General features: G+C 27.8%; 22 protein-coding genes. 15 read left to right on the plus strand and 7 right to left on the minus strand.

The genetic code is table 11. The features are described from left to right. Positions 1 to 61: 61 nt before the first annotated feature. Entirely contained in the window at positions 62 to 658 is a 597-nt protein-coding gene (locus tag H8923_RS10805; RefSeq protein WP_153924782.1) for a DUF3793 family protein, read from the minus strand. Positions 659 to 1,200: 542 nt separating this feature from the next. On the opposite strand from H8923_RS10805, the gene nrdD reads away from it, so the two are divergent. The 6 genes from nrdD (at position 1,201) to H8923_RS10835 (ending at position 7,806) form a co-directional block, all read left to right on the plus strand. Continuing rightward, entirely contained in the window at positions 1,201 to 3,330 is a 2,130-nt protein-coding gene (gene nrdD, locus H8923_RS10810) for an anaerobic ribonucleoside-triphosphate reductase (RefSeq protein ID WP_153924786.1), read from the plus strand. Positions 3,331 to 3,347: 17 nt separating this feature from the next. Beyond that, positions 3,348 to 3,851 (plus strand): anaerobic ribonucleoside-triphosphate reductase activating protein, encoded by a 504-nt coding sequence (gene nrdG, locus H8923_RS10815; protein WP_153924789.1) that lies wholly within the window; start codon positions 3,348 to 3,350, stop codon positions 3,849 to 3,851. Positions 3,852 to 3,885: 34 nt separating this feature from the next. Next, complete coding sequence (dut, locus tag H8923_RS10820; RefSeq protein ID WP_153924794.1) at positions 3,886 to 4,344, plus strand: dUTP diphosphatase; 459 nt, start codon at positions 3,886 to 3,888, stop codon at positions 4,342 to 4,344. 264 nt (positions 4,345 to 4,608) lie between these two features. Continuing rightward, on the plus strand, positions 4,609 to 5,448 hold the full coding sequence (locus H8923_RS10825) for an HAD family hydrolase (RefSeq protein WP_153924797.1): 840 nt from the start codon (positions 4,609 to 4,611) through the stop codon (positions 5,446 to 5,448). 202 nt (positions 5,449 to 5,650) lie between these two features. Continuing rightward, complete coding sequence (locus tag H8923_RS10830) at positions 5,651 to 6,547, plus strand: DMT family transporter (protein ID WP_187127914.1); 897 nt, start codon at positions 5,651 to 5,653, stop codon at positions 6,545 to 6,547. A gap of 98 nt (positions 6,548 to 6,645) precedes the next feature. After that, positions 6,646 to 7,806: a class I SAM-dependent methyltransferase gene (locus H8923_RS10835; RefSeq protein WP_153924800.1), complete on the plus strand. Its 1,161-nt coding sequence runs from the start codon at positions 6,646 to 6,648 to the stop codon at positions 7,804 to 7,806. 75 nt (positions 7,807 to 7,881) lie between these two features. Here H8923_RS10835 and H8923_RS10840 read toward each other — a convergent pair whose 3' ends face one another. Beyond that, positions 7,882 to 9,072, minus strand: a complete 1,191-nt coding sequence (locus tag H8923_RS10840) for a dicarboxylate/amino acid:cation symporter (protein ID WP_153924802.1) — start codon at positions 9,070 to 9,072, stop codon at positions 7,882 to 7,884. A gap of 195 nt (positions 9,073 to 9,267) precedes the next feature. Between H8923_RS10840 and H8923_RS10845 the strand changes: the two genes are divergently transcribed. The 4 genes from H8923_RS10845 to H8923_RS10860 all read left to right on the plus strand — a co-directional run bounded on the left by H8923_RS10845 (position 9,268) and on the right by H8923_RS10860 (position 14,827). Then, on the plus strand, positions 9,268 to 9,750 hold the full coding sequence (locus H8923_RS10845; protein WP_153924805.1) for a deoxycytidylate deaminase: 483 nt from the start codon (positions 9,268 to 9,270) through the stop codon (positions 9,748 to 9,750). A 138-nt stretch (positions 9,751 to 9,888) separates the two neighbouring features. Further along, complete coding sequence (locus H8923_RS10850; RefSeq protein ID WP_153924808.1) at positions 9,889 to 13,533, plus strand: efflux RND transporter permease subunit; 3,645 nt, start codon at positions 9,889 to 9,891, stop codon at positions 13,531 to 13,533. Next, positions 13,533 to 14,141, plus strand: a complete 609-nt coding sequence (locus tag H8923_RS10855; protein ID WP_317982868.1) for a TetR/AcrR family transcriptional regulator — start codon at positions 13,533 to 13,535, stop codon at positions 14,139 to 14,141. Before H8923_RS10850 ends, H8923_RS10855 begins: the two co-directional genes overlap by 1 nt. A gap of 149 nt (positions 14,142 to 14,290) precedes the next feature. Continuing rightward, positions 14,291 to 14,827, plus strand: a complete 537-nt coding sequence (locus H8923_RS10860) for a hypothetical protein (protein WP_153924811.1) — start codon at positions 14,291 to 14,293, stop codon at positions 14,825 to 14,827. Positions 14,828 to 14,842: 15 nt separating this feature from the next. Here H8923_RS10860 and H8923_RS10865 read toward each other — a convergent pair whose 3' ends face one another. Together H8923_RS10865 and H8923_RS10870 are read right to left on the minus strand one after the other, a co-directional pair. Beyond that, a complete protein-coding gene (locus H8923_RS10865) occupies positions 14,843 to 15,295 on the minus strand; it encodes a threonine/serine exporter family protein (RefSeq protein ID WP_153924814.1) in 453 nt (150 codons plus the stop codon). A gap of 1 nt (position 15,296) precedes the next feature. Further along, complete coding sequence (locus H8923_RS10870) at positions 15,297 to 16,058, minus strand: threonine/serine exporter family protein (RefSeq protein ID WP_153924817.1); 762 nt, start codon at positions 16,056 to 16,058, stop codon at positions 15,297 to 15,299. Positions 16,059 to 16,244: 186 nt separating this feature from the next. On the opposite strand from H8923_RS10870, the gene H8923_RS10875 reads away from it, so the two are divergent. Beyond that, a complete protein-coding gene (locus H8923_RS10875) occupies positions 16,245 to 17,426 on the plus strand; it encodes a helix-turn-helix domain-containing protein (RefSeq protein WP_153924820.1) in 1,182 nt (393 codons plus the stop codon). A 66-nt stretch (positions 17,427 to 17,492) separates the two neighbouring features. Here the strand turns inward: H8923_RS10875 and H8923_RS10880 are convergent, their stop codons facing one another. The 3 genes from H8923_RS10880 to H8923_RS10890 form a co-directional block, all read right to left on the minus strand. Beyond that, positions 17,493 to 19,790: a glycoside hydrolase family 2 protein gene (locus H8923_RS10880; RefSeq protein WP_153924823.1), complete on the minus strand. Its 2,298-nt coding sequence runs from the start codon at positions 19,788 to 19,790 to the stop codon at positions 17,493 to 17,495. A gap of 193 nt (positions 19,791 to 19,983) precedes the next feature. Next, the gene (locus tag H8923_RS10885; protein WP_153924827.1) at positions 19,984 to 20,601 is read right to left on the minus strand and encodes a PIN domain-containing protein; all 618 of its coding nucleotides are present in this window, start codon (positions 20,599 to 20,601) and stop codon (positions 19,984 to 19,986) included. 192 nt (positions 20,602 to 20,793) lie between these two features. After that, on the minus strand, positions 20,794 to 21,216 hold the full coding sequence (locus tag H8923_RS10890) for a putative ABC transporter permease (protein WP_153925187.1): 423 nt from the start codon (positions 21,214 to 21,216) through the stop codon (positions 20,794 to 20,796). A gap of 247 nt (positions 21,217 to 21,463) precedes the next feature. On the opposite strand from H8923_RS10890, the gene H8923_RS10895 reads away from it, so the two are divergent. The 4 genes from H8923_RS10895 (at position 21,464) to H8923_RS10910 (ending at position 24,713) form a co-directional block, all read left to right on the plus strand. After that, complete coding sequence (locus H8923_RS10895; RefSeq protein ID WP_153924830.1) at positions 21,464 to 22,192, plus strand: energy-coupling factor ABC transporter permease; 729 nt, start codon at positions 21,464 to 21,466, stop codon at positions 22,190 to 22,192. Then, positions 22,176 to 22,478 (plus strand): energy-coupling factor ABC transporter substrate-binding protein, encoded by a 303-nt coding sequence (locus tag H8923_RS10900; RefSeq protein WP_153924833.1) that lies wholly within the window; start codon positions 22,176 to 22,178, stop codon positions 22,476 to 22,478. Before H8923_RS10895 ends, H8923_RS10900 begins: the two co-directional genes overlap by 17 nt. 112 nt (positions 22,479 to 22,590) lie before the next feature. Then, positions 22,591 to 23,280, plus strand: coding sequence for a response regulator transcription factor (locus tag H8923_RS10905; protein ID WP_243139891.1), 690 nt, complete (start codon positions 22,591 to 22,593; stop codon positions 23,278 to 23,280). Further along, complete coding sequence (locus H8923_RS10910) at positions 23,280 to 24,713, plus strand: sensor histidine kinase (RefSeq protein ID WP_153924835.1); 1,434 nt, start codon at positions 23,280 to 23,282, stop codon at positions 24,711 to 24,713. The genes H8923_RS10905 and H8923_RS10910 overlap by 1 nt, the downstream gene beginning before the upstream one ends. The last annotated feature ends 51 nt before the right edge of the window (positions 24,714 to 24,764 follow it).

A 24,764-nucleotide genomic window follows, 5' to 3' on the forward strand; every position in this document is an offset into this window, starting at 1 on the left:
ATCATTTTCTAATATATAGATACCCATGGAAATTTATTTAAAACAAATAAATTGGAAAATATTAAATTACATTTTTCAATTCAGAAAGAGAAGATGTGTTAATCATTTCTTTCATTTTAGCTCTGTCTTTTAAAAAATTATTACTAATCTCATAAGAAATAGAAGGGTCTCCGTAAATCCTCCAATATCTAGTTGCAGATAATTCATTTTTACCATATCCCATAAACCCTAGAACATCTTTAAGAGGATATCCTAAAAATATGCCTATTTCATCTGGGAATTCTTCAGAATGTAATTTATCAACTAACATATTTATATAAGAATCTAAATTATAATCAGATGGATATCCAATAAACTTTAAAAAGTTTACACATTTTTTATTAAAGAAAATATGTGATAAAGATTTTTTATTAATAAATAGAACTCTTATACCACCATCATAAGTATTTATTATTTTATAAGTAATTTTATTGCAATTATTAAAAAAAGATTTTATTTCCATTAACTTATTTGATTTTATATCAGATTTTCCTGAAATATTTAAAATCTCAGCTGGTTTAGAGCCTAATATTACAGGTCCCAATAGTTCTAGAATTTTTTTCATATAAGATGAATTTAATTTATTTTCACAATAACATTTTTCACAGATTGTATTCATTTCAACCTCCTAATTGATAATTATTATCATATAAATATAGTATCAAAAATAATAATCATTATCAATAACAAAAATTGTTATTATTATTTTAGTTTGTCCAAAATAAATAAAATATTTCTAAAGTATATAAAAATTAAACAATATTTATTGGTAATAAAGATATAAAGATATTAAAAGAGATGTTTATAAATATAGTAGATATGTAATGATTAAATATATTTTCAAAGTATAATAATTTTATAAAAAATATAGGCTAAAAAATAAAAAATATTTTAATTTTATAATTAAAAAGAAAGCTTTATTATTACAAAATGTGGCAATAAAGCCCTTTGTTTTTATCATTAAAAATAAAAATAAAAAAAATAAAAATATCTTGCTTACATACTATATATAGTATAGAATAAGTAGGTACTCACTATATATAGTACGAGGTGAAGGGTATATAGTGTTAAAAGTCAATACTTGAAATAATAAAAAATATATATTTTATCCTAGAATTAAGGAATATGAAGAATTACATAATTGATGAAAAGGAGAATGCTATGATTAAAGAGCTAATGATAATTAAAAGAGATGGAAATAGCGTTGAATTTGATAAATTTAAAATAAAAAATGCAATATTAAAAGCGATGAAATATGGCAGTGGAATTTATAATGAAGAAATAGCAAATAAAATATCAACTGATATAGAAACTTATTGTTATGAAAATTCTATATTGCCAACAGTTAATCAAGTCGAAGATATGGTTTATAGAATGCTAATAGATAATAAACAAGAATTAACAGCAAAAGCATACGAAGGGTATAGAGCAGTGCAGTCATTTAAAAGAGAAAATAATACAACTGATAAGAGTATATTAGGATTACTTGATAGAAGTAATGAAGATGTGCTTAATGAAAATTCAAATAAAAATGGTATGCTGGCTTCTACTCAAAGAGACTTAGTAGCTGGAGAGGTATCAAAGGATATTGCAAGAAGAAAGCTAATACCAGCTCATATAGTTCAAGCTCATGATGAAGGTGTACTTCATTTTCATGATATGGATTATACTATACAGCCGATTCATAACTGTATGCTTATAAACTTAGAGGATATGCTTACTAATGGAACGGTCATAAATAATAAGTTAGTTGAATCTCCAAAATCATTCTCAACAGCTTGTACTATAGTAACTCAAATTATAGCTCAGATAGCGAGTGGCCAATATGGTGGAAATTCTATAACTATAAAACATATAGCTCCATTCTTAAGAGTGTCATATGATAAGTATTTTAATAGATATAAAGAAAAGTATTCAGAAGAAATGGCTAAGGAATTAGCAGAAGAAAGGATGTTAGAAGAATTAAAATCAGGGATTCAGACAATTAGATATCAACTATCTACACTACACACTAGTAATGGGCAATCACCTTTCTCAACTATTTATTTAGAAATTGAAGAAGGTAATGAATACGAAAAAGAAATGGCATTAATTTGTGAAGAAATGATTCTTCAGAGATTAGAAGGTATGAAAAATTATAAAGGTAAAGAGATTGGTGAGGAATTCCCTAAATTAGTTTATTTACTTGATGAACATAATTGCTTAGAAGGCGGAAAATATGATTATATCACTAAACTAGCAGCTAAGTGTAATACTAAGAGACTAGTACCAGATTATCAATCTGCCAAAATTATGAGAAAAAATTATGATGGAGAGACATTCCCTCCAATGGGATGTAGATCACATCTAAGCAATTGGAAAGATGAAAATGGAAATTATAAATGGTACGGAAGATTTAATCAAGGTGTTATATCTCTTAACTTAGTGCAAGTAGCACTAACAGCTAATAAAGATATGAATAAATTTTGGAAAGTATTAGATGAAAGATTAGACCTTTGTAAAGAAGCTTTAATGGTTAGGCATAACTTCTTATTAGGAACTACATCAGATATATCTCCAATCCACTGGCAACATGGTGGTATTGCAAGACTTAAAAAAGGAGAAAAGATAGACAAGTTATTAAAAGATGGTTACTCAACACTTTCGTTAGGTTATGTAGGAATATATGAAATGACTCAAGCAATGCTAGGAGTAAGTCATACTACAAAAGAAGGTGAAGAGTTTGCATTAAAGGTTATGCATTACCTGAATGAAACTTGTAGTAGATGGAAAAAGGAAACTGGATTAGGTTTTGGATTATATGGTACTCCAGGAGAAAGTTTAACTTCAAGATTTTGCAGAATAGATAAACAAAAATTTGGAGAAATAAAAAATGTAACAGATAGAATGTATTATACGAATTCATATCATGTTCATGTAACTGAAGAGATAGATGCATTTTCTAAGTTAACATTTGAAAGTCAGTTCCACGATATAAGTTTAGGTGGATGTATAAGTTACGTAGAAGTACCAGACATGAGTAAAAACCTACCTGCTGTAGAGCAGATAATTAATTATATATATCATAACATTCAGTATGCTGAAATAAATACGAAGCCAGATGTATGTTTCAAGTGTGATTATACTGGAGAAATGAAGTTAGACAATGATCTAGAATGGTATTGTCCAAACTGTGGAAATAGAGATAAGGATGAAATGCAAGTTATGAGAAGAACTTGTGGTTATATAGGCTCAAATATGTGGGGCAAAGGACGTACTCAAGAAATAGGAGAAAGAGTACTACATCTATAAGATTTGGAGTGATGAAATTGAGATTTTCTAAAATAAAAGATAATGATATAGCAAATGGGTTAGGAATAACCATGTCTTTTTGGACACAAGGGTGTCCACACCGTTGTAAAGGGTGTTTTAATAAAGAAACATGGGATTACAACGGTGGAAAAGAGTTTACAAAGGATAACCTAGATTATATTCTTACCAATATAAATAAAAATAATATTAAAAGAGATTTATCAATATTAGGTGGAGAACCATTATGTGAACAGAACATTCATGGAGTTATAGAGCTTTGTAAGGAATTTAAAAGACATTATCCAGATAAGACAATATACTTATGGACAGGTTATACTTTAGAGAACTTTAATTATATCCAAAAGAAAATATTAAACTATGTAGATGTTTTAATAGATGGAAAGTTTGAAGAGGAGAATAAAAATTTATCTATTATGTTAAGAGGATCTTCAAACCAAAGAGTTATAGATGTAAAAAAAACATTAAGAGAAGAAAATATAGCATTACATGAAGTATGTTAAGATGTTAAAAACATAATTAAGGAGACATTTATATATGATAATGAACGTGAAAAAAATCAGTGATAGTGCTGTTATACCAATATTTGCACATGCAACAGATAGTGGATTTGATTTATTTACATGCGAGGACTTAGTTGTAGAAGGTCGAAAAAAAGCTATAGCTAAAACGGGATTAATTTTCGAAATACCTTATGGATGGGGAATACAAATCAAAAATAAATCGGGAATAACTATGAAAGGTGTTCCAACTACTTCTGGAGTCAATGCAGATATAACGGTATACGAAGGTACTGTAGATATGGATTATAGAGGTGAAGTAGGTATAATGTTAAAAAATGAAGAAGATCATCAAATAACAATACCTAAGCATACAAAAATAGCTCAAGGAGTATTAAGGAAGGTATATCATTGTACATTCGAAGAAGTAAAGGAAGTCAATGAAACAGTTAGAGGAGAAGGTGGATTTGGTTCTACTGGAAACACATTAAAGTAAATATTTATGACGAAATAAAGTTCTTAGAAATTCTGGGGACTTTATTTTTTATTATATTATAAAATGTACTCTAATTAAGTTAAATATTTTTGAGAAAAGGATTGCTTAAATAAATTTTGTATGTTAGTATACAAGAAGGGAAAGTTACATTAATTTATAATATGGAACTATTAGTTACAATTGAGATGAAAAGTATAAAAATTAGGAGAATATACTTGTTTTATATAAATATATAAATTATATGGATAGGGTGGAGGATATAATATGCAAACTGTTTTTGAACAATATGAAAAATCAAGTGAATTTTTAGTATGTGTAGATTCTGATGGATGTGCGATGGATACTATGGAAATAAAACATAGAAAATGTTTTGCACCAGAAATGATAAAGACATGGAATTTATTTGAAAAGGAAGATTATATATTAAATCTTTGGTATGATTTAAACCTTTACACAAGAACAAGAGGAATAAATAGATTTAAAGGTCTTGCTGAAACTTTCAAGATAATAAGTAAAGAAGGTATAGAAATAAAAGACCTTGATAGTATAATAAATTGGGTTGAAACAACTAATGAATTATCAAATAATTCATTAAGAAGAGAAATAGAAAAAACTGATAGTGAAGGGTTAAAAATGACTTTAGCATGGTCACTAGCAGTAAATGAATCAATAGAGAACTTACCTCAAGATGATGAGCCATTTGAAGGCGTTAAAGTAGGTTTAGAAGGGATATCTAAATTAGCAGATATTTCAGTTGTTTCATCAGCTAATGGAGAAGCATTAGATAGTGAATGGAACAGACATGATTTAGTTAAGTACCTTAAAGCTTTATTAGGACAAGAAGCTGGAACTAAGCAACACTGTATAGCAGAGCTTAAGAAAAAAGGATACGATGCTAATAAGATATTAATGGTTGGTGATGCACCTGGGGATTTACATGCAGCTCAAAATAATGATGTAAACTTCTATCCTATATTAGTTAACAAAGAAGGATTCTCTTGGGAGAGACTATTAAATGAAGCTGTACCTAAATTAATAGAAGGTACTTTTGATGAAAAATATCAAAATCAATTAATAGAAGAATTTAATAGTTCATTAAAATAGCCAATACACACTTTAATCAAATAAATTAACTATAAAAATAAGGCGGGATTTTATATCCGGTCTTATTTTTATTATAAAATATATTTATTAATTGACTACTTATATTAAGAAATATAAACTTAAAAGATAGTGTATAAGAAAATAAGGGTATATAAACCTTATTAAAAATAATCAATTTATATAATATAGTAGGAGGTTTTAAGTGAATAACATAATAAAATCTAATAGAATCAAAGGTATAATTTGTATAATATGTTCAGCATTAGGTTTTGCGCTTATGTCAGCCTTTGTTAAGTTAGCCGGAGATTTACCAAATTTCCAAAAAGTATTTTTTAGAAATTTAGTATCTGCAATTATAGCTTTATACCTAATAATTAAAAATAAAGGAAGCATGACTGGTAAAAAGGAAAATAGAAAGTTATTATTTATGAGATCTTTATTCGGTACATTGGGCGTAATTCTTAATTTTTATGCAATTGATAAGTTGGTATTATCCGATGCAAACATGTTAAATAAAATAAGCCCATTTTTAGTAGTAATATTTAGTGCAATATTTTTAAAAGAAAAAATAAATAAAAATCAAATAGTATCTATAGTTATAGCATTTACAGGTGCATTATTTATTATAAAGCCAACTTTTAGTGTAGAGATAATACCTTATATGGGAGGCTTAATGTCAGCTGTATTTGCAGCATCAGCATATACATGCTTAAGATCAATTGGAAATAAAGAAGAAGCGCATACAATAGTATTTTTCTTTTCAATGTTTTCACTAATAAGTATATTACCGATGTTTATATATGTATATGAACCTATGACATTTAAACAATTGCTTTATATGATATTAGCAGGCGTATTTGCTAGTTTAGGACAATTTGGAGTAACATTAGCATATAGATATGCTCCAGCAAAAGAAATATCTATATTCGATTATAGTAATATAATTTTCTCAGCTATACTAAGTATATTTATATTCAATCAATATCCAGACATATTTAGCATAGTGGGATACATTATAGTATTCACAGCATCTTATTATGTATTTTTATATAATAAAAAGTTAGATAGAATAGAAAATAAAAAAAATGCATCGTCATAATCACTATAATTAAAAAAGGTTTGAATTGATATAATATATGTAATAATATTGTTATAGATAAAATTCAACATAAAATAAAGAATGATAAGGGTGTCAAAATGGAAGATTTAAAAAAAGCAATAAAAGAAATAGCAGAGCAAGAAATTATTAAAGTTGTAATTAGTAACAAAATGAGTAAAGATTTTGAGTACAATAAAATAAATTTTGCATTAAAAGAAAAAGGAAATAAAGAATACTATCAAATTGAAAAGTTTACTGATAAGCAAGTATTCCATGAAAATATAGAAAAAGACCAATTAGAAGATAAGATGTTAGAGTTTATATCTTTTTATAAACAACTTTCTGCTTGGTCAACTACTAATAACTTTGATTTAAAGATATCGAAAAAAGGTAAAGTATTCTTAGGTAAGAAAAAAAGTGATAATTCTAATCTTGTTAATAAAAGTCACAACAAAGAAAAGAATTATATCCTTAAAGAGGGAATGATAATACAGCCTCTTATAGACTTGGGAGTATTTACGAAAGAAGGAAAAGTAATTAAATCAAAATATGATAAATATAAACAAATAAATAGATTTGTAGAAATAATAGATGATGAAATAAAAAAGAATGATCAAAAAGAGTTAACTATTTTAGATTTTGGATGTGGAAAATCTTATTTAACATTTGTATTGTATTATTATTTTGTAGAAATTAAAAAGATTAATGTAAAGATGATAGGCTTAGACCTTAAGAAAGATGTAATTAAAAAATGCAATGAAATAGCTGAAAGATATGGATATGAAAATCTTCATTTTGAACTTGGCGATATAAATGGATTTAAATATAATAATAAAGTGGATATGGTAATTACATTACATGCTTGTGACACAGCTACTGATTATGCCTTATATAATGCTATTAAGTGGAATAGTAAGATGATATTCTCAGTTCCATGTTGTCAGCATGAGTTTAATCATCAAATGAAAACTGATACACTATCTATATTAACTAAGTATGGTATAGTACAAGAAAGAGTAGCAGCCCTTATGACAGATGCAGCTAGAGCTAATTTACTAGAAGCTGTTGGATACAAAACTCAGCTTTTAGAATTTATAGATATATCACATTCGCCTAAAAATATATTAATTAGAGCTTCAAAGGGAAGTGTAAGTAAAGAGAAAAAAGAGAAAGCATTAAAAGAAATAAATAATTTAATGGATCAATTTAACTTTAGTCCAACTTTATACAACTTATTAAAAGATGATAACTTAATTTAAAAATATAAATAAAAACCACTTTAAGTAGATTTTAAAATCTTATTTAAAGTGGTTTTTATTATAAGTTATATTAATTTATATGTTTTTAACGCTATCTTGACTAGATATTTTTTTCTTATTTGCAATTCCTGTAAGCATAAGCGATAAAGCACCATCACCTGTAACATTACAAGCAGTACCAAAACTATCTTGAAGAGCAAATATTGTTAATATAAGTGCTGTTCCAGTCTCATTAAAGGCAAGAACACTAGTTATAAGTCCTAATGAAGCCATGACTGTACCACCAGGAACACCAGGAGCACCTATTGCAAATACTCCAAGTAATATTATGAATAAAATCATAGATGACATACTTGGAAGTTGACCATAAAGTATTTGAGACACAACCATTACAAAGAATACTTCAGTTAGTACTGAACCACAAAGATGTATATTAGAGCAAAGTGGTATAGAGAAATCTAATATATCTTTTCTTAAAACTTTCGATTTTCTAGCACAGCTTAAAGCTACTGGTAATGTAGCAGCTGAAGACATACTTCCTACGGCTGTTAAGTATGCAGGTCCATAGTACTTTATAACTTCTATCGGATTCTTGCCAGATATAGCTCCTCCAATTATGTATAATAGTGAAAGCCATATAAAATGACCGATAAGAACAATAACTATGACTTTTAAGAATACAGGTAAGTGGTTAGTAATAGAACCTTCATATGCTAATGCGGCAAATGTTGTAGCTATAAAGAATGGTAATATAGGTATTATTATTTTATTAACTAAGCTTAAAACAATTCCTTGGAATTGATCTAATAATTTTTCAAATAAATCTGCTTTAGTCCAAGTTACAGCAAGTCCTATTATTATAGATAAAAATAAAGCACTCATAACAGGCATGACTTGTGGGATATCTAATTTAAATATAAGTTCTGGTAATTCACGTAAAGCTTCAGTTGTAGATTCAATTGATAATTTTGGTATTAATATGTACCCAAAAATAGCAGAGAATAAAGCTGCTCCTACAGATGATAGATAAGCAAGACCAACAGCATACCCTAATAGTTTAGAAGCATTATTGTTAAGTTTTGCTATAGATGGTGCTATAAATCCGATGATAATTAATGGAACTGCAAAAAATATGACTTGCCCTAAGATGTATTTTAATGTAACTACGATGTTCATAAATCCTTCAAATGAATAAAATCCAATTAAAAGTCCTAAAGTAACTGCTAGTACTAGCTTAAAAATTAAGCTATCAAATAATTTTTTCATGTTAAAGCTCCCCTTCATTTAAAATAATAAATAAGATATAGCATTGATGTGAAAAATAGAAGTAATACTAGCTACATAAAAAGTTTAACATTTGTTATCTTAATATTCAACAAATGTTATAATAAAAAAATAATATATAAATAAATACTATTTATATATTATTTTATTGAATACTAACAGTTATGGAGGATGTAAATGAAAAGAGAAGATTATATTTCTTGGAATGATTATTTTATGGGAATTGCTATACTTTCTGGAATGAGAAGTAAAGATCCATCAACTCAGGTAGGAGCTTGTGTAGTTGATAAAGATAATAGAATTGTATCAATAGGATACAATGGATTTATTAATGGATGTAGTGACGATGATTTTCCTTGGAGTAGAGAAGGAGAATTTTTAGATACAAAATATCCATATGTAGTTCATGCGGAACAAAATGCTATTCTTAATGCAAGAGGGAAATCACTTGAAGGATGTAGAATATATGTAAATCTTTTTCCATGTCATGAATGTGCTAGAAATATTATACAATCAGGGATAAGAGAAGTTTACTACCTTAGTGATAAATATGCGGAAACAGACTCTATAAAAGCATCAAAATATATGTTTGAAAAATCAGGAGTAAAATTAGTACAGTTATCTCCAGAAGTAGAAAAAATCGAAATAAAATTAAAATAAGACTCTCATATATTGAGAGTTTTTTTGTTAAAATTTACTATGAATAATCAAAATACTTTTAAAAAAATAATAAAAATGGTAAAATTAACAAGAACCGACCAGTCGGTCAGATGAAAGATATTTTGGGGAGGAAAGTAGATGTTTTCAAAATTTAGTGTAAAAAAGCCATTAACCATATTTGTATCTGTAATACTTACTGTAATTTTAGGAATAGTATCATTTACAGGTATGACGACAGATTTATTGCCAAAAATGGATTTACCATATGTAGTGGTAATTACAACATATCCAGGTGCAAGTCCAGAAAAGGTTGAATTAGGAGTTACGAAACCATTAGAAAAGGTACTGGCTACTACAAGTGGAATAGAAAATATAGATAGTGTTTCAAGTGAAAACTCAAGTATGATTATTCTTGAATTCAGTCAAGAGATGAACATGGATAGTGCAATGATAGATTTGAGCGGTAAAATTGATCTTGTAAAATCCCAACTGGATGAAGAGGTTGGATCACCAATGCTTATGAAGCTTAATCCAGATATGATGCCAATAATGGTAGCAAGTGTTGACGTAGATGGATTAGATATAAAAGAAGTATCTAAGTATGTAAAAGATGAAGTTATACCGGAGTTCGAAAGAATAGATGGAGTAGCTTCTGTAGATACAATGGGGATATTAGAAGAAAGCATCGGTATAACATTGGATAATGAAAAAATTGATGCTATCAATAATAAAGTTCTTAAATCAATTGATTCAAAATTAGCAGAAACTAAATCTCAATTAGATAGTGCTAAAGCACAGATAAAAGAAGGTAAAGATGTATTAGCAAAGGAGAGTAAGAGTAAGACAGAGGAGTTAATCAATGGAGGAAATGCTCTTGAAGAAGGTAAGGATCAAATAAAAAATGCTATTAATAATTTACCACAATTACAAAAAGATTTAGAAACTCAAAGAAAAGATTTAGTATTAAAAAAAGATGCTCTTAATTGGGTAATAGAACAACAGGAACAAGCTGGTATACCTGTAACTGAAGAACAACAAGCAGCGTTAAGCCAATTTGAAGAGGGAATAAAGTCTATCGATAAAGGTATAGAAGATATAAAAAGTCAAAAGCCTACTTTAGAAAGTAGTTTAAAAGATATAATAGAGAAGCAAAAACAATTAGAAATGGGTAAAGTTGTACTGAATCAAGAGCTTACTAAAGCCTCTTTGAATCTTTCAAATAGTGAAGCTCAACTAGAAGAGTCTATTAAGAAATTTGAAGAATCTAGAGATGAGGCATATAAAAATGCGAATATAAGCGGTATGCTTACAAAAGATACTATAAGTAAAATTTTAATGGCTCAGAACTTCTCTATGCCAGCTGGATATATTTCGCAAGACGGAAATGAGTACATAGTAAAAATAGGAGATAAAGTAAAGGATATAAAAGAATTAGAAAATCTAGTACTTTTCAACATAGATGTAGCCGGTATAGGTGATATTAAATTAAAAGATGTAGCTAAGGTTGACATGATTGATAATTCGGATGATATGTACGCTAAGATCAATGGAAATGATGGGATAATTCTAACTTTCCAAAAACAAAGTACAGCGTCAACATCTGAAGTTTCAAATAAAATAAATAAGACTATAGAAACTCTTACAGAAGAAAATAAGGAGATGCACATAACAGCTTTACAAGACCAGGGGATATATATTGATTTGGTTGTAAACTCTGTATTAAATAACCTTGTGTTAGGAGGTATATTAGCTGTAATTATATTATTTGTATTCTTAAAAAGTGTAAAACCAACAATAATAATAGCATTTAGTATACCAATAAGTTTATTATTCGCATTAACATTAATGTATTTTAGTGGAATTACATTGAATATGATTTCATTGTCTGGTTTAGCTCTTGGAGTAGGTATGCTAGTTGATAATAGTATAGTTGTTATTGAAAATACAGCTAGATTAAGAAATAAGGGTATGAATGTTGCAACAGCATCAGTAAAAGGTGCTAGTCAAGTTGCAGGAGCTATATTTGCATCTACATTAACTACTGTGTGCGTATTCTTACCGATTGTGTTTACTAAGGGTATAGCAAGACAGCTATTTGAAGATATGGGACTAACAATAGCATACTCTTTATTAGCAAGTTTAATAGTAGCATTAACATTAGTGCCAGCAATGTTCTCAACTATGAATATTGACCCTAAAGAAAAAGAAGATAAACTCTTTGATAAGATTATATATTTATACGAAAAATTACTAAAAAATAGTTTGAAACATAAGTTTATAGTTTTAACTTTAGCAGTAATTTTACTTATATCAAGCACATTATTGGTTATAGCAAAAGGTACTACACTAATGCCTACTAGTGATAGTACCCAGATTTCAGTATCAATGGAAATGCCAAAAGACTCAACACAAGAAGATTCTAGAAATATGAGTGATAAAATAATTGATAAATTAACAACTATTGATGATATAGAAACTGTAGGGGCAATTGAATCTAGTGGTGGAATGATGAGTAGTATGTCAGGTAGTGGTAATATATCATTTTATGTCTTACTAAAGGAAGATAAAAAGTTAACTAGTCAAGAAATTGGAGATTTGATAACAGAAAAAACATCAGATTTAGATTGTAAAATAAGTGTAAATACATCGACAATGGACATGTCAGCCTTAGGAGGATCTGGAGTAGAGATTATTATAAAAGGTAAGGACTTAGATAAATTAAAAGAAATTAGTAATGAGGTTTCAGAGATAGTAAGTAGTGTAGAAGGAACAATAGATGTATCTAATGGATTAGAAGATGCAGACAAAGAAACTCGTATAATTGTTAATAAAAATAGTGCAATGAAGCATGGATTAACAGTAGCTCAAGTTTATCAAGAACTTTCATCAGCATTAAAAGATGAAACTGCGGCAACTACATTAGAGCTTGAAGATAATGATTATCCTGTAGTTTTAATAAATAGTGATGAGGATAAATTAAAAAAATCTAACTTAGAAAACTTTACTATAACAGTAAATAAAGATGGAGAAGAAGAAAAAGTAAAAATAAGTGATATAGCAATAATAAAAGAAGAAGAAAGTTTATCTTCAATAAGCCATAAGAGTCAGAATAGAAGTATTTCTGTAACAGCAGGAATTGATAGTAGACATAATATTGGTCTTGTAAGTAAAGATATTGAAGAAAAGCTAAAAGGTTATGATTTACCTGATGGATATAGTATTGATATGGGAGGCGAGCAAGAATCTATAAATAGTGCCTTTGGTGATTTAATTAAAATGATTACCTTAGCAATTGTATTTATATATTTAATAATGGTTGCTCAATTCCAATCATTATTATCTCCGTTTATAGTGTTGTTTACAATTCCATTAGCATTTACAGGAGGATTCTTGGGGCTGCTTATTACTGGTACTGAGTTAAGTATGATATCCCTTCTTGGATTCTTAATACTTTCTGGTATAGTAGTTAACAATGGTATAGTATTCGTAGATTATGTTAATCAATTAAGATTAGATGGAATGAATAAGAAAGAAGCATTAGTATTAGCGGGTAAAACTAGAATTAGACCGATATTAATGACTGCCCTTACAACAATACTAGGTTTATCGACTATGGCTCTTGGAGTTGGCATGGGAGCAGACTTAATGCAACCTATGGCTATTGTTACAATCGGAGGATTAAGTTATGCTACAATCTTGACACTATTTATAGTTCCTATAATGTATGATATACTACATCGTAGAAAACTAAAGAAGATAGTTATAGAGGAGGATGAGATGTAGTGAAAGGCAATCTGCACTCTGAGAAAGAAATATTAATATTTAATGGTGTTATGAAACTCATGAATGAAGGCGTTAATATACATACTATAAAAGTAGCAGATATTGCTAAATCAGTTGGTATAGGAAAAGGTACTGTGTATGAATATTTTAAGTCTAAAGATGAGTTGTTAGAAAAATCTTTAATTTATTATATGAACTTAAGTATCAACAAAGCTATAGAAAAAATAGATAATGCAAATGGATTTAAAGAAAAAATATATACTATGCTAGAAATAGCTAAATGTAATGTCCAAGATTTTAATTCTGGAAATGGATTTTTATTCTCTAATATGGGGTCGTGTGAATTTGCATATCTAATGAAATCGGAGAATGAAGATTTTAAATATAGAGAAAATATTATAAATGAAAGTATTGAAAATGTAGTATTAGTAGGTATAAAAGAACAAGTTATTAAAGGCCAAAATAATAAAGAATATGAAAATCTGGTGATTAAAAGCGCTATAATAGGGTTTGCAAATGCTCTTTATTGTAGTAAATTTACAACAGAAAATGATATATATGAATTAAAAGAAAAATCATATAAATTAATTATTAAAGGATTAAACTAATTATAAGGGTACTATCTTAAATTATGTCAATAAGTAATTTGAGATAGTACCTTTTATTGATAAGATTAGTATTTGGAAAAATATAGATTAAATTTAAGATTTATATTATTATATATATATAATAGGCTAAGGGGGAAGTAGTCACTGGTATGGAGGATACAGATTTTTATTATAATACTTTAAAAAAAATATTAAATTGCAATTTAGATATGCTAACTGAGGAAGAAATTGTTGAGTTAGCTAAAAAATATGGAGAAATTCAAAATGAGTGTATCTTAAATGATAATTTAGAAGAATATCTAGATTTACTAGTTAAGATTGAGAAAAAAATTATAGATAAAGAACTAGATTTTCTATTAATTAAAGAGCAATATATAATAAATCTAATGGATTTAGCACGTATAAAACGTGACAAAGGTAAAAATGATGAAGCTGCAGAATTATATTGGGAAATCTTAAGTAAGGATAGTAAAGAACACTTAAGTGATAGAAATTATATTATTGCAAACTTGATAGAATTAGGGAAAGATGTAACTTTAGTTTTAGAAGAAATTGAAAAATATAAAAGTGATTTTAGATATAGAGATATATTAGAAGAATACAAAAAGAAGAATTTTAGTAAAGTTAAATTGGAACTTTTAAATATATTTGAAGAAAATATAGAAAAATTAGAAAAAACCCTATAGTGGGTTTTTTTATTTTTATTTAGTTTTATTTGAGCTAAGTCTAATTAATTTATGTAAATTAAAGTTTCTAAATAAAGTAGATATAAGAATGACACCTAGAGCTAAAGCTCCAGCACTCGCTAATGTATTTGTACCAAAGTCAAGGGCTTTTATATAGTCACCTTTTAAAAATTCAAATAAGGTGTTATAAACACCATAACCAGGTACAAGCGGTATTAAGCAACATACACTAAGTATTGTAGCTGGAGTCATATATATTCTTGCGCAAATTTCGCAATAAATACTGAATACTACAGCTGAAATAAATAATGAAGAACTATCTCCTAGGCCATAATTTAAACATACTTTATAAACAAACCATCCTAATGCACCGCCAATTCCAGCAACGTATAAATATTTACCTTTAACATTGAAAAGAATTCCAAAACTAAAAGCAGCAAAAAAGGATGCTATAATTTCAATTAGCATATTACATTCCTCCTAACTTTAGGTATAGATGAAGAACAGATCCAGTTCCAACTGCTGTAGATATACCTATAAATAGTGCTTCTGCAGCTTTAGATAAACCAGCTAATAATTGACCTTCTAGTATATCTCTAATAGAATTAGTAAGAGACAGTCCTGGTACTAAAAGCATTATACTACCAGCAACAACTTTGTTTAAATCAGCAATAATACCTAAGTTTAGAAGCAATATAGAATAGATAGAAATTAATGCTCCACAAATACTATTAATAAAAAATTCATTTAAAGAGGATTTATTTAAAAATAATGATAGCGATTTTGTTAAAATTCCAATAATAAAAGCACCGATAAAATCAATTATTCCACCACCAAATAAAACTGCAAATGTAGATGTTGCGACACCTGAATATAATAGGGTAGTTTTAATAGAATAAGAGTCATCTTTACATAATTTTTCTAATTCTTTTTCACAAAACTCAATACTAGGTCTTTTTTTATAGATTGTTCGAGATAAAGAGTTTATATTGTGGACCTTATTTAAATCTATACTTCTAGAACTAATTCTTTTAACTACTGAATATATTTTACCATCCATTATAATAGATACCATTACTGCAGTAGGGGACGCAAAAACATCAACATCATCAACTGAAAATGATTGACACATTCTAGTTATTGTCTCTTCAACTCTATAAGTTTCTCCACCACTTTGGAGCATAATTTTACCTGCGTTAGAGGAAAAATTGAGAATTCTATTTATATCCATAATTACCACCTTTCTAATAACAATATTGGTATTATAACATGGATAAGAATAGATAATAAACTAGTTTAATAATAAAATTTTTATATAATAGTTTATTATAGATATATTTCTTTAATGTATAATTACTATTATGATACACTATAGTTTGGGCCATATTTTTATTATTAGGATTATTAGGTGAATTAAATGAAATTAAATAAAAATAATTTAAAAAACATATATGATACTATAAGTAGTTTATTCTCGTTAAATTTTATAGTGATTTACAATAATGAAGATGAAATTACTAGATTGAATAATATTGAATTACCAGATTGTATAAAAGAAGATGAAATGAAAATGATAAATACCATATCAGAAAAAATCTCTTTAAGGTGCGAAAATACAGTATGTTACTTTGAAAGTAAAATGAAGTTGAAATACATATCATTTAGTGTATGCTCAGGCGAAGATTATGAGGGGAGCATTATTATAGGACCATATATAAACTCCCCTAACCAATTAGAAGTAGTGGATAGTAGTGGAAGAAACTTAGATAAAGTTATTCCTATAATTAAAATATTACAAGAAAAAGCTATAGAAAATATAGTTACCTCAATGATTAATTATCAAATTGAAAATACAAAGGTAACGATCATACATGAAGATGCAAATATAAGGAACACTAATAAAAATCGATATATAAAAGAATTTGATATGAGCTTAATAAATATAAGAGAAAGATATAAACTAGAAAATCAGTTATTGCACTATGTAAGTATGGGAGATAACGATAAAGCATCTAAAATAGTGGGCAAAGATTTAGTTGTAGATCTTAATCGATTTCCAGATGAGCCTATGAGAAATTTAAAAAATTTTGCTATAACTATGAATACACTTTTGAGAAAGGCTGTACAAGAAAATAATATAGAACCATATGTCTTAGATAGTATATCAGAGTATTTTGCTAAAAGAATAGAAAGATCTAGCAAGATGAGTATTATATATAGCATATTTGAAGAAATGATAAAAGAATACTGTAATTTAGTTAATGAGTACAAAACTAAAGGATATTCGAAATTAGTGTCAAATGCAATTAATTATGTCAAATTAAACTTTAAATATGAAATAAGTCTTTCTAGTATAGCTGATGAATTATTTGTACATCCAACTTATTTAGCTAAAAAGTTCAAAGAGGAGACTGATAAAACTATCTCAGAATATATAAATGAAATTAGAGTAAAAGAAGCTAAGATGATGTTAAAAAGTACAGAGTTTAAAATTGAAGATATTGCATACTACGTAGGATATAATGATAAAAAATATTTTTCGAAGGTATTTAAAAAAATATACAATCAGTCACCAAGCGATTATAGAAAGTATAATTAAATAAAGAAGGTATATAAAAGTTATTTAAAACTTATATATACCTTCTTTATTATATAATATATTAAATTATTTTTTTATTTGGCATAAGTCTTTATCTAGTAAGAAAACAAGTCTTTCATCGAAAGCACCTTCTAACATTTTGTTTAAGTCACGAATAGAAGAATTTTTCATCATACCTAACATTGGACTTTCTATCATTTTACCTAGATATTTAGCTAAAACAGCTTTAGTCTCTTCATTTTCTAATAATTCGCCCATTGTGCAATTAGTAGAGTAAACATCATCAGTTATATTTAATTCAGTTATTTCAACACCATTTAATAAGTTAACTAAACTTTCATCAAACCAGTTAGCTGCTGGACCGCCTGTTTTGTCTGGGCACTCATAAACTGGATTTGGTTCATCAACTTTGTTGAATAAAGCAAAATCAGTAAATTCTTGACCATCTTTAGTTGCTATAACTTTTATATTATTTTGACCATCTACTAATTTAACATTTTCAAATACAAATGTATTTTCACCAGAGATAGTATTTAATTTTTCTCCATTTACAAATAACGTAACTTCATCGCAGTTAGAGTAAACTTTAACATTTATAGTTTCAGTGGCTCTTTCTATAAATCTCTTACTATTTATATGAACAAATGGTACTTTAGACCATGCAGCCTTATAAGCGTAGAATGCATCTTTCTTTATTTTACGGTCAAATGTCATTAGACCTTTGTTATTTCTACCTTTAACTCCACCTTCATCTCTTATAGCAGAACCGAAATCGAAGAAGTTCCATACATATGTTCCCCATACAAATGGTCTTTCATTGAAATATTTTATTAACATTTCATGATATAAAGCATGATATTCTTCTGTATAGTCTTTTACTTTTGGTTCATCAGTGTGGTAAGTCATTATACCTTCGGCACCATATTCAGAAATACCTAAACACTTATCAGGATTTACAGCATGGAATTCATCTAACCAATCTGCGAAATCTTCAGTCTTTCCAGTATACCAACCATAGTATTTATTGTAAGCTACTATATCAGTATAAGTATGGTATTCATCATTATCAGGAACCATCATTACTTGAGCTTGAGTAGTTAAACGAGTTTTATCTTCATTGTGAACTATTTCATTTAAGTCTTGAACTATTTTTCTAACGTATGGTAAATCTCCACCTATTTGTATTTCGTTTTGAACTCCCCACATTACTATAGAAGAGTGGTTGTAGTTTTGACGAATTAATTCTACCATTTGATCTTTAGCATTTTGTCCAGTGAAATCTGTTTCAGATGCTCTAGATATAAATGGAATTTCAGCCCAAATTACCATACCTTCTTTATCGCATAAGTCATAGAAATATTGATCATGTTGATAGTGGGCAAGACGTATAGAGTTAGCGCCAACTTCTTTTATTAACTGCATATCAAGTTCGTGATCTTCTTTACTTAAAGCCCAACCTTTATCTTTCTTATCTTGGTGACGAGATACACCTTGTAATTTTAAATGTTTTCCATTTAAGAAGAAACCTTCTTTTGGATCAAAGTGGAAGTATCTTAAACCAGTTGCTATATTTAATTCATCTAGCATATCATTATGTCTTTCAACTGTTACTTGAACATTGTAAAGGTAAGGATTTTCAACACTGTTCCAAAGTATAGGATTTTCAACTGTTATAGGTAATATTACTTCTGTAGTTCCTTCTACAATAACATCCTTTGCATTGTATATAACAACATTTCCATCAGCATCTAATACAGTTGCGGCAACTCTGATAGCTTCTTTTTCTTCATTTTCATTAGTTATATTAGCTTTTACAGTTATTTTTGCTAACTCATCAGTTACTTCATCTTGAGATATGAATACACCTTGAGAGCCTTTATTCATTAAGTCAAAGTGAACATCTTCAGTAACTATTATATTTACATCTCTATATATTCCACCGTAGAATGTGAAGTCAGCCATTAATGGATAAACATCTTCAACAGCAGTGTTATCAGCCTTAACAGCGATAGTGTTTTCTCCACCAAAGTTAACTAATTCTGTTATATCGTATCTAATTATAGAATATCCACCTCTATGTTCCCCTAAGTGAATACCATTAACATAAACGTTAGATATACTATTAATAGCACCAAATTCTATGTATATTTTTTTACCTTCATAAAGTTTATCTATAGTAAGGTTTTTTCTGTACCAGCAAGCCCCTCTGAAGAATTCATTTCCTGCTGAACCATCTATAGCATTCCAAGTATGAGGAACATTTACAGACTCCCAGTTAGAAGTGTTAAATTCCTTTGCAGAAGCATCAACAACATCTTCTTTAATAAAACTCCAATTATCATTAATATTAAATATTTTTCTCATTTGCTTACTCCCTTCTTGTGATGTATTGATAATATTATAACACTAAAAAAAGCTTTTATAGTGGTCTAAAATAGACAATGGTGAATTATTTTAGTTTATTTGGAATGGCAGAATACTAGGATAAAATAAAAAAAGTCTAAATCAGTAAGATAGATTTAGACTTTTTTATTTTAAGGATAATTTTACTATATATTTATGCTATAAAATTGGAATAATATTGGTTAACTATAGGTTCACAGATATTAAGTATTTTCTTATTCCATCCAAATTGTAAGAAGAAATTTAATTTTAAACTTTCCAAATCAGAAGATGATCCAATAGCAATTAGTGCTTTTGTTACAGTTTTATTTGTATATCCATAACTTTTTAATTCTGTTATAATTTCATCTTCTAAATCGAGTATAGGATCGTTATGTATATTATATAAATCATGTGAAATAGATAATATATCGGAAATAAGTTCTATGTGACATCTATTTTTAGATAAATTTTTTAAAAGGTTTATAGATGACAGATATCCTTTATCTTTACTAACTATGTAATAATTTGAATTTTCATCTTTTGATCCAATTAAATAACCTAAATATCCAATTAATTGAAAATCTAAGCTATTTTTTATTCCTGTAGTGACATTTATTTTTTCTATTTTGGAACTTGTATTTAGAGATTGAATAATAGAATCTTTAAAATTAGTGGAAGATGTTCTTTTTGTTGTAAATAGAATTATCCTATCGCTAGGACTAAGAAGATGTGCTCCATGTAGAGCTCTTATATTTACGTTTTCTGTATCGACTAAAAATATTTTCTTCATTTATGGTTCCCCCTTTAACTTTCTATTACAAATAAAGTGTTACCATAAATTATTTAAATAATACTTTAGTATAGGTTAAAATTTCAAATCCATGGTATATATTGCAAGATTTATACTTATGATTGAGTGAGCATAATTAGGTTTTAAAGTTAACAGTAAATGTTAATAAAGAAGAAATATAGTAAGCATATTTTATTTGTATACGATTCTATAATTAGGCATATCTTCCCCCAAAAATTTCCATCTAATAAAGTCATCAAGAAAAATTGCAGCTAAAGATAAGAAAAACCAAATCGCTGTATAATTCAAACATACTTGACCCAATAAATTGAATGGCATATTAGAATAATCCCATACATTTAAATTAAGCCATAAATTTATTACTATCCCTGAAATAAATTCGATAGATGTAATTCCAATTGATGAAATAAACATTTGAAGTAAAAGAGGTGGATTAGATTTAAATATATTGTTAATTGACCCAATAAAAATAAAGCAAATACCACCTACTACTATCATTGAAAAATGAGAATATCCTCTATATAATATTTCTAAAAAATAATATATGAATCCACCTACCAAAAATAACGCTATATATTTAAATATACTTTTCATATAATACAAGCTATACACCACCTAATTCTATATGTTATAAGACTATTTTTTCAAAATATAGTGTTAAAATACTGTAAAGTAATAAGGTATATTTTGTAAAGATGGAAAACTGATAAAAAAAGTGAAATTGTACTAAATTTGACTTTGAAATGACACAATAATGACACAATTAAAATTGCTAATATAGATATAATTATCTTGGTAAGATAAATATTTATGAATTATAAAAGATAGAGGGGAGTAGGGTATGAAAAATTTAAAACTGGGATTAATTGCGGCTTTTATATTTGTTATTTTAAATCCAATTCAATCAAGTGCAATGCATATAATGGAAGGATTTTTACCTCCTATATGGTCTATAATATGGACTATTTTATTTATACCGTTTTTTTTAGTAGGTTTAAAATCTATAAATAAAATAGTAAAGGAACAGCCAAAGAAAAAATTACTGTTAGCATTATGTGGTGCATTTGTATTTGTATTGTCAGCTTTAAAAATACCATCAGTTACAGGAAGTTGCTCTCATCCGACAGGGGTAGGGTTAGGCGCAATATTATTTGGACCAAGTGTAATGGCCGTATTAGGAGTAATAGTTCTTTTGTTCCAAGCTATACTTTTAGCACATGGTGGATTAACTACTTTAGGTGCAAATGCATTTTCAATGGCAATAGTAGGACCTATAGTATCGTTCTTTACATTTAAACTTTTAAAAAATAAAATAAATAAGAGTTGGGCTGTGTTTATATCAGCAGCTTTAGGAGATTTGCTTACATATACAATAACATCTTTGCAGTTAGCTTTAGCTTTTCCGGATCCAACTGGAGGAATAATGGCATCAGCAACTAAGTTCTTAGGTGTATTTTTCTTTACTCAAATTCCAATAGCAATTGCTGAAGGTATATTAACTACTATACTTTATAACTTGATAGTTCAAAATGAAGGTGAGGAGGTTGCTGAGTATGGATACAAATGTTAAAGATAAAGACGTTAAAAAAGGTAACAAACTTAACTGGATGCTATTACTTTTAGCAATTGTATTAATAATACTACCACTAATATTTAATCCGTCAGCAGAATATGGTGGTGCAGATGGAGAGGCAGAAGAAGCAATAACTGAAATTTCACCTAATTATGAGCCATGGTTTACTAGTTTTTATGAACCACCAAGTGGAGAGATTGAAAGTTTATTATTCTCAACACAAGCAGCGTTAGGAGCTGGAATAATAGGTTATTATTTAGGTAGTAGAAAAAGAAAAAAATAAAAATGATGGGCTGTCTTAAATTTTAAGACCAGCCCTTTTGTTTTGTATTTATTTATAAATGTGTCAATATATGCTAATATAAGATAGGAAAAAACTCTAAGGGGGGAAAAAATTGAAGGATTCACTTTTAGTTTTGATTTGTGATGATCAACAATCTGTTCATGAAACTGTTGGAGAATACTTAAAATTGAATGGAATTAACTATATATCGGCTTATAATGGAATTGAAGCCATAGAAAAATGTCAAGAATATAGTCCAGATTTAATATTATTAGATCTAATGATGCCTAAGATGTTTGGAGAAGAAGTATGTAAAGAGATAAGAAAAAATAGTGATGTACCAATAATTATGTTAAGTGCAAAGGATGATACTATAGATAAGATATTAGGGTTAGAAATAGGTGCTGATGATTATATTACAAAACCTTTCTCACCAAGAGAAGTAGTAACAAGAATAAAGACTGTTTTAAGAAGAGCTACAACAAGTACTGTAAAAGAAGAGTGTGAGGTTAAATTTAGGGATTTAGAGATAAATTTAGATACCCATGAGGTTAAACTTAAAGGAGAACCTATAAAAATAACACCTAAAGAAATGAAGATACTTTATATGCTAGCATCTAGTCCAGGTAGTATATTTAATAGAGAACACATATTATCAGAAGTTTGGGGTTACGATTATTTTGGAGATACAAGGGTTGTAGACACTCAAATAAAAAGACTTAGAAAGAAACTTCAAAGAGATGATTTAAGTTGGGAAATCAGATCAGTTTATGGAGTAGGATATAAGCTTGAGGTGTTATAATGGACATTGGATATTTTAAAAAATTTTCAAATAAAGTTGGCAAGGTAACAACACTAATAGTAATTATGGTGATCTTATTTTGTAGCTTTACAATGAGTCAGTATTTTTTAAAAATAAAACTTGAAGAAACTAAGGTTAATGTAAATACTATAGTTGAAAACTTTGATAAAGATAAAAATAACATAAGCGATATTATAGATAAATATCCAATATATAATTCAATTATACAAGTATGTGATACAAGTGAAGATATTACTATAAGTAAAGAACAATTTACTAAAAAAATAGACTATGGAAATCTTACTATAGAAGACTTGCATAATGCATTAGAACCATATAAGGTATCTGTACTTAATGGAAATTCTATAAGTGGTATTATAAAGCTAAGTGAAGTAAAAGGAGATGTAATGATAATAGGAGAACCTTTAAAAGATGAAAATGAGAAGGTTGTAGGAGCTATTTTTGCATTAAAATTTACTAAAGAGTTTAATACTGTGTTAATAGGATTAAATACTGTATTAAGTATTAGTATGATTTTTATATTAATATCAATAATGACACCTTTTTACTTAATATTAAAGAAAACTTTTGAAAAAATAAGAAATATGACTGAAATGGTAATAGATATGTCTAAAGGAGATTACTCAGTAAGATTTGAAAAAGATGAAAATGAGCAATTAGACAAATTATCACGAGCTCTTAATGAGTTAGCTATTAGATTAGAACAAACTGTAAATCAATCAAAATTATTAGAGCAAACAAGAAGGGACTATGTAGCTAATGTAAGTCATGAATTAAAAACACCAGTAACTTCGATTAGAGCAATGGCAGAAATATTAAAGGATGGAAGTTTGGTAGATAAGGTAGATAAAGATAAGTATTATAGTATGATACTTAGGGAATCTATACGATTAGAATCACTTATAAAAGATATGTTAGAATTATCTAAACTTCAATCAGGAAAAGAATCCTTAGAGAAAACGAAAGTAAGATTAAATGAAACATTATTACAAGTTATTGATGAGTTTAAAATTATGTCTGAGGATTTAGATATAGAGCTTATTATAGATATAGATTTCGATGATTTACCAGAAGTGAACACTAATATTAACCGAATAGCTCAAGTACTAGTTATATTAATTGATAATGCTTTTAAATATACAGCGAATAATGGAAGTGTCACGTTAAAGGTTTTAAAAGAAGAAGATTACATAAAAGTAAGTGTATGTGACACAGGGGTTGGTGTAGAAGAAGAAGATATTCCGTTTATTTTTGATAGATTTTATCAAGCCGATAAATCACATTCATCAGAAGGAACAGGAATTGGACTGTCGATTGCCTGGGAAATAATGAAGAATTTAGGTGAAAATATATACTATGAGTCAAATGATACATATCAATCTATCTTTAACTTTACTATACACTATAACTAAGATGTAAATTTAAAATTGATAATAGAGATATTATGTGCTACCATCAAGGTA

It is taken from the genome of Romboutsia faecis, from assembly GCF_014323405.1.
In the GTDB taxonomy this organism is placed as follows: Bacteria; Bacillota; Clostridia; order Peptostreptococcales; family Peptostreptococcaceae; genus Romboutsia_E; species Romboutsia_E faecis.

Excerpts from the sequence above, each read along its gene's own strand:
- H8923_RS10860 (WP_153924811.1), top strand. The coding sequence starts at position 14,291 with ATGGAGGATACAGATTTTTATTATAATACTTTAAAAAAAATATTAAAT.
- H8923_RS10880 (WP_153924823.1), bottom strand. The coding sequence starts at position 19,790 with ATGAGAAAAATATTTAATATTAATGATAATTGGAGTTTTATTAAAGAA.
- H8923_RS10850 (WP_153924808.1), top strand. The coding sequence starts at position 9,889 with ATGTTTTCAAAATTTAGTGTAAAAAAGCCATTAACCATATTTGTATCT.
- H8923_RS10835 (WP_153924800.1), top strand. The coding sequence starts at position 6,646 with ATGGAAGATTTAAAAAAAGCAATAAAAGAAATAGCAGAGCAAGAAATT.
- H8923_RS10870 (WP_153924817.1), bottom strand. The coding sequence starts at position 16,058 with ATGGATATAAATAGAATTCTCAATTTTTCCTCTAACGCAGGTAAAATT.
- H8923_RS10845 (WP_153924805.1), top strand. The coding sequence starts at position 9,268 with ATGAAAAGAGAAGATTATATTTCTTGGAATGATTATTTTATGGGAATT.
- H8923_RS10865 (WP_153924814.1), bottom strand. The coding sequence starts at position 15,295 with ATGCTAATTGAAATTATAGCATCCTTTTTTGCTGCTTTTAGTTTTGGA.
- H8923_RS10875 (WP_153924820.1), top strand. The coding sequence starts at position 16,245 with ATGAAATTAAATAAAAATAATTTAAAAAACATATATGATACTATAAGT.
- H8923_RS10895 (WP_153924830.1), top strand. The coding sequence starts at position 21,464 with ATGAAAAATTTAAAACTGGGATTAATTGCGGCTTTTATATTTGTTATT.
- H8923_RS10890 (WP_153925187.1), bottom strand. The coding sequence starts at position 21,216 with ATGAAAAGTATATTTAAATATATAGCGTTATTTTTGGTAGGTGGATTC.
- H8923_RS10825 (WP_153924797.1), top strand. The coding sequence starts at position 4,609 with ATGCAAACTGTTTTTGAACAATATGAAAAATCAAGTGAATTTTTAGTA.
- H8923_RS10840 (WP_153924802.1), bottom strand. The coding sequence starts at position 9,072 with ATGAAAAAATTATTTGATAGCTTAATTTTTAAGCTAGTACTAGCAGTT.
- nrdD (WP_153924786.1), top strand. The coding sequence starts at position 1,201 with ATGATTAAAGAGCTAATGATAATTAAAAGAGATGGAAATAGCGTTGAA.
- H8923_RS10805 (WP_153924782.1), bottom strand. The coding sequence starts at position 658 with ATGAATACAATCTGTGAAAAATGTTATTGTGAAAATAAATTAAATTCA.
- H8923_RS10885 (WP_153924827.1), bottom strand. The coding sequence starts at position 20,601 with ATGAAGAAAATATTTTTAGTCGATACAGAAAACGTAAATATAAGAGCT.
- H8923_RS10910 (WP_153924835.1), top strand. The coding sequence starts at position 23,280 with ATGGACATTGGATATTTTAAAAAATTTTCAAATAAAGTTGGCAAGGTA.
- H8923_RS10900 (WP_153924833.1), top strand. The coding sequence starts at position 22,176 with ATGGATACAAATGTTAAAGATAAAGACGTTAAAAAAGGTAACAAACTT.
- dut (WP_153924794.1), top strand. The coding sequence starts at position 3,886 with ATGATAATGAACGTGAAAAAAATCAGTGATAGTGCTGTTATACCAATA.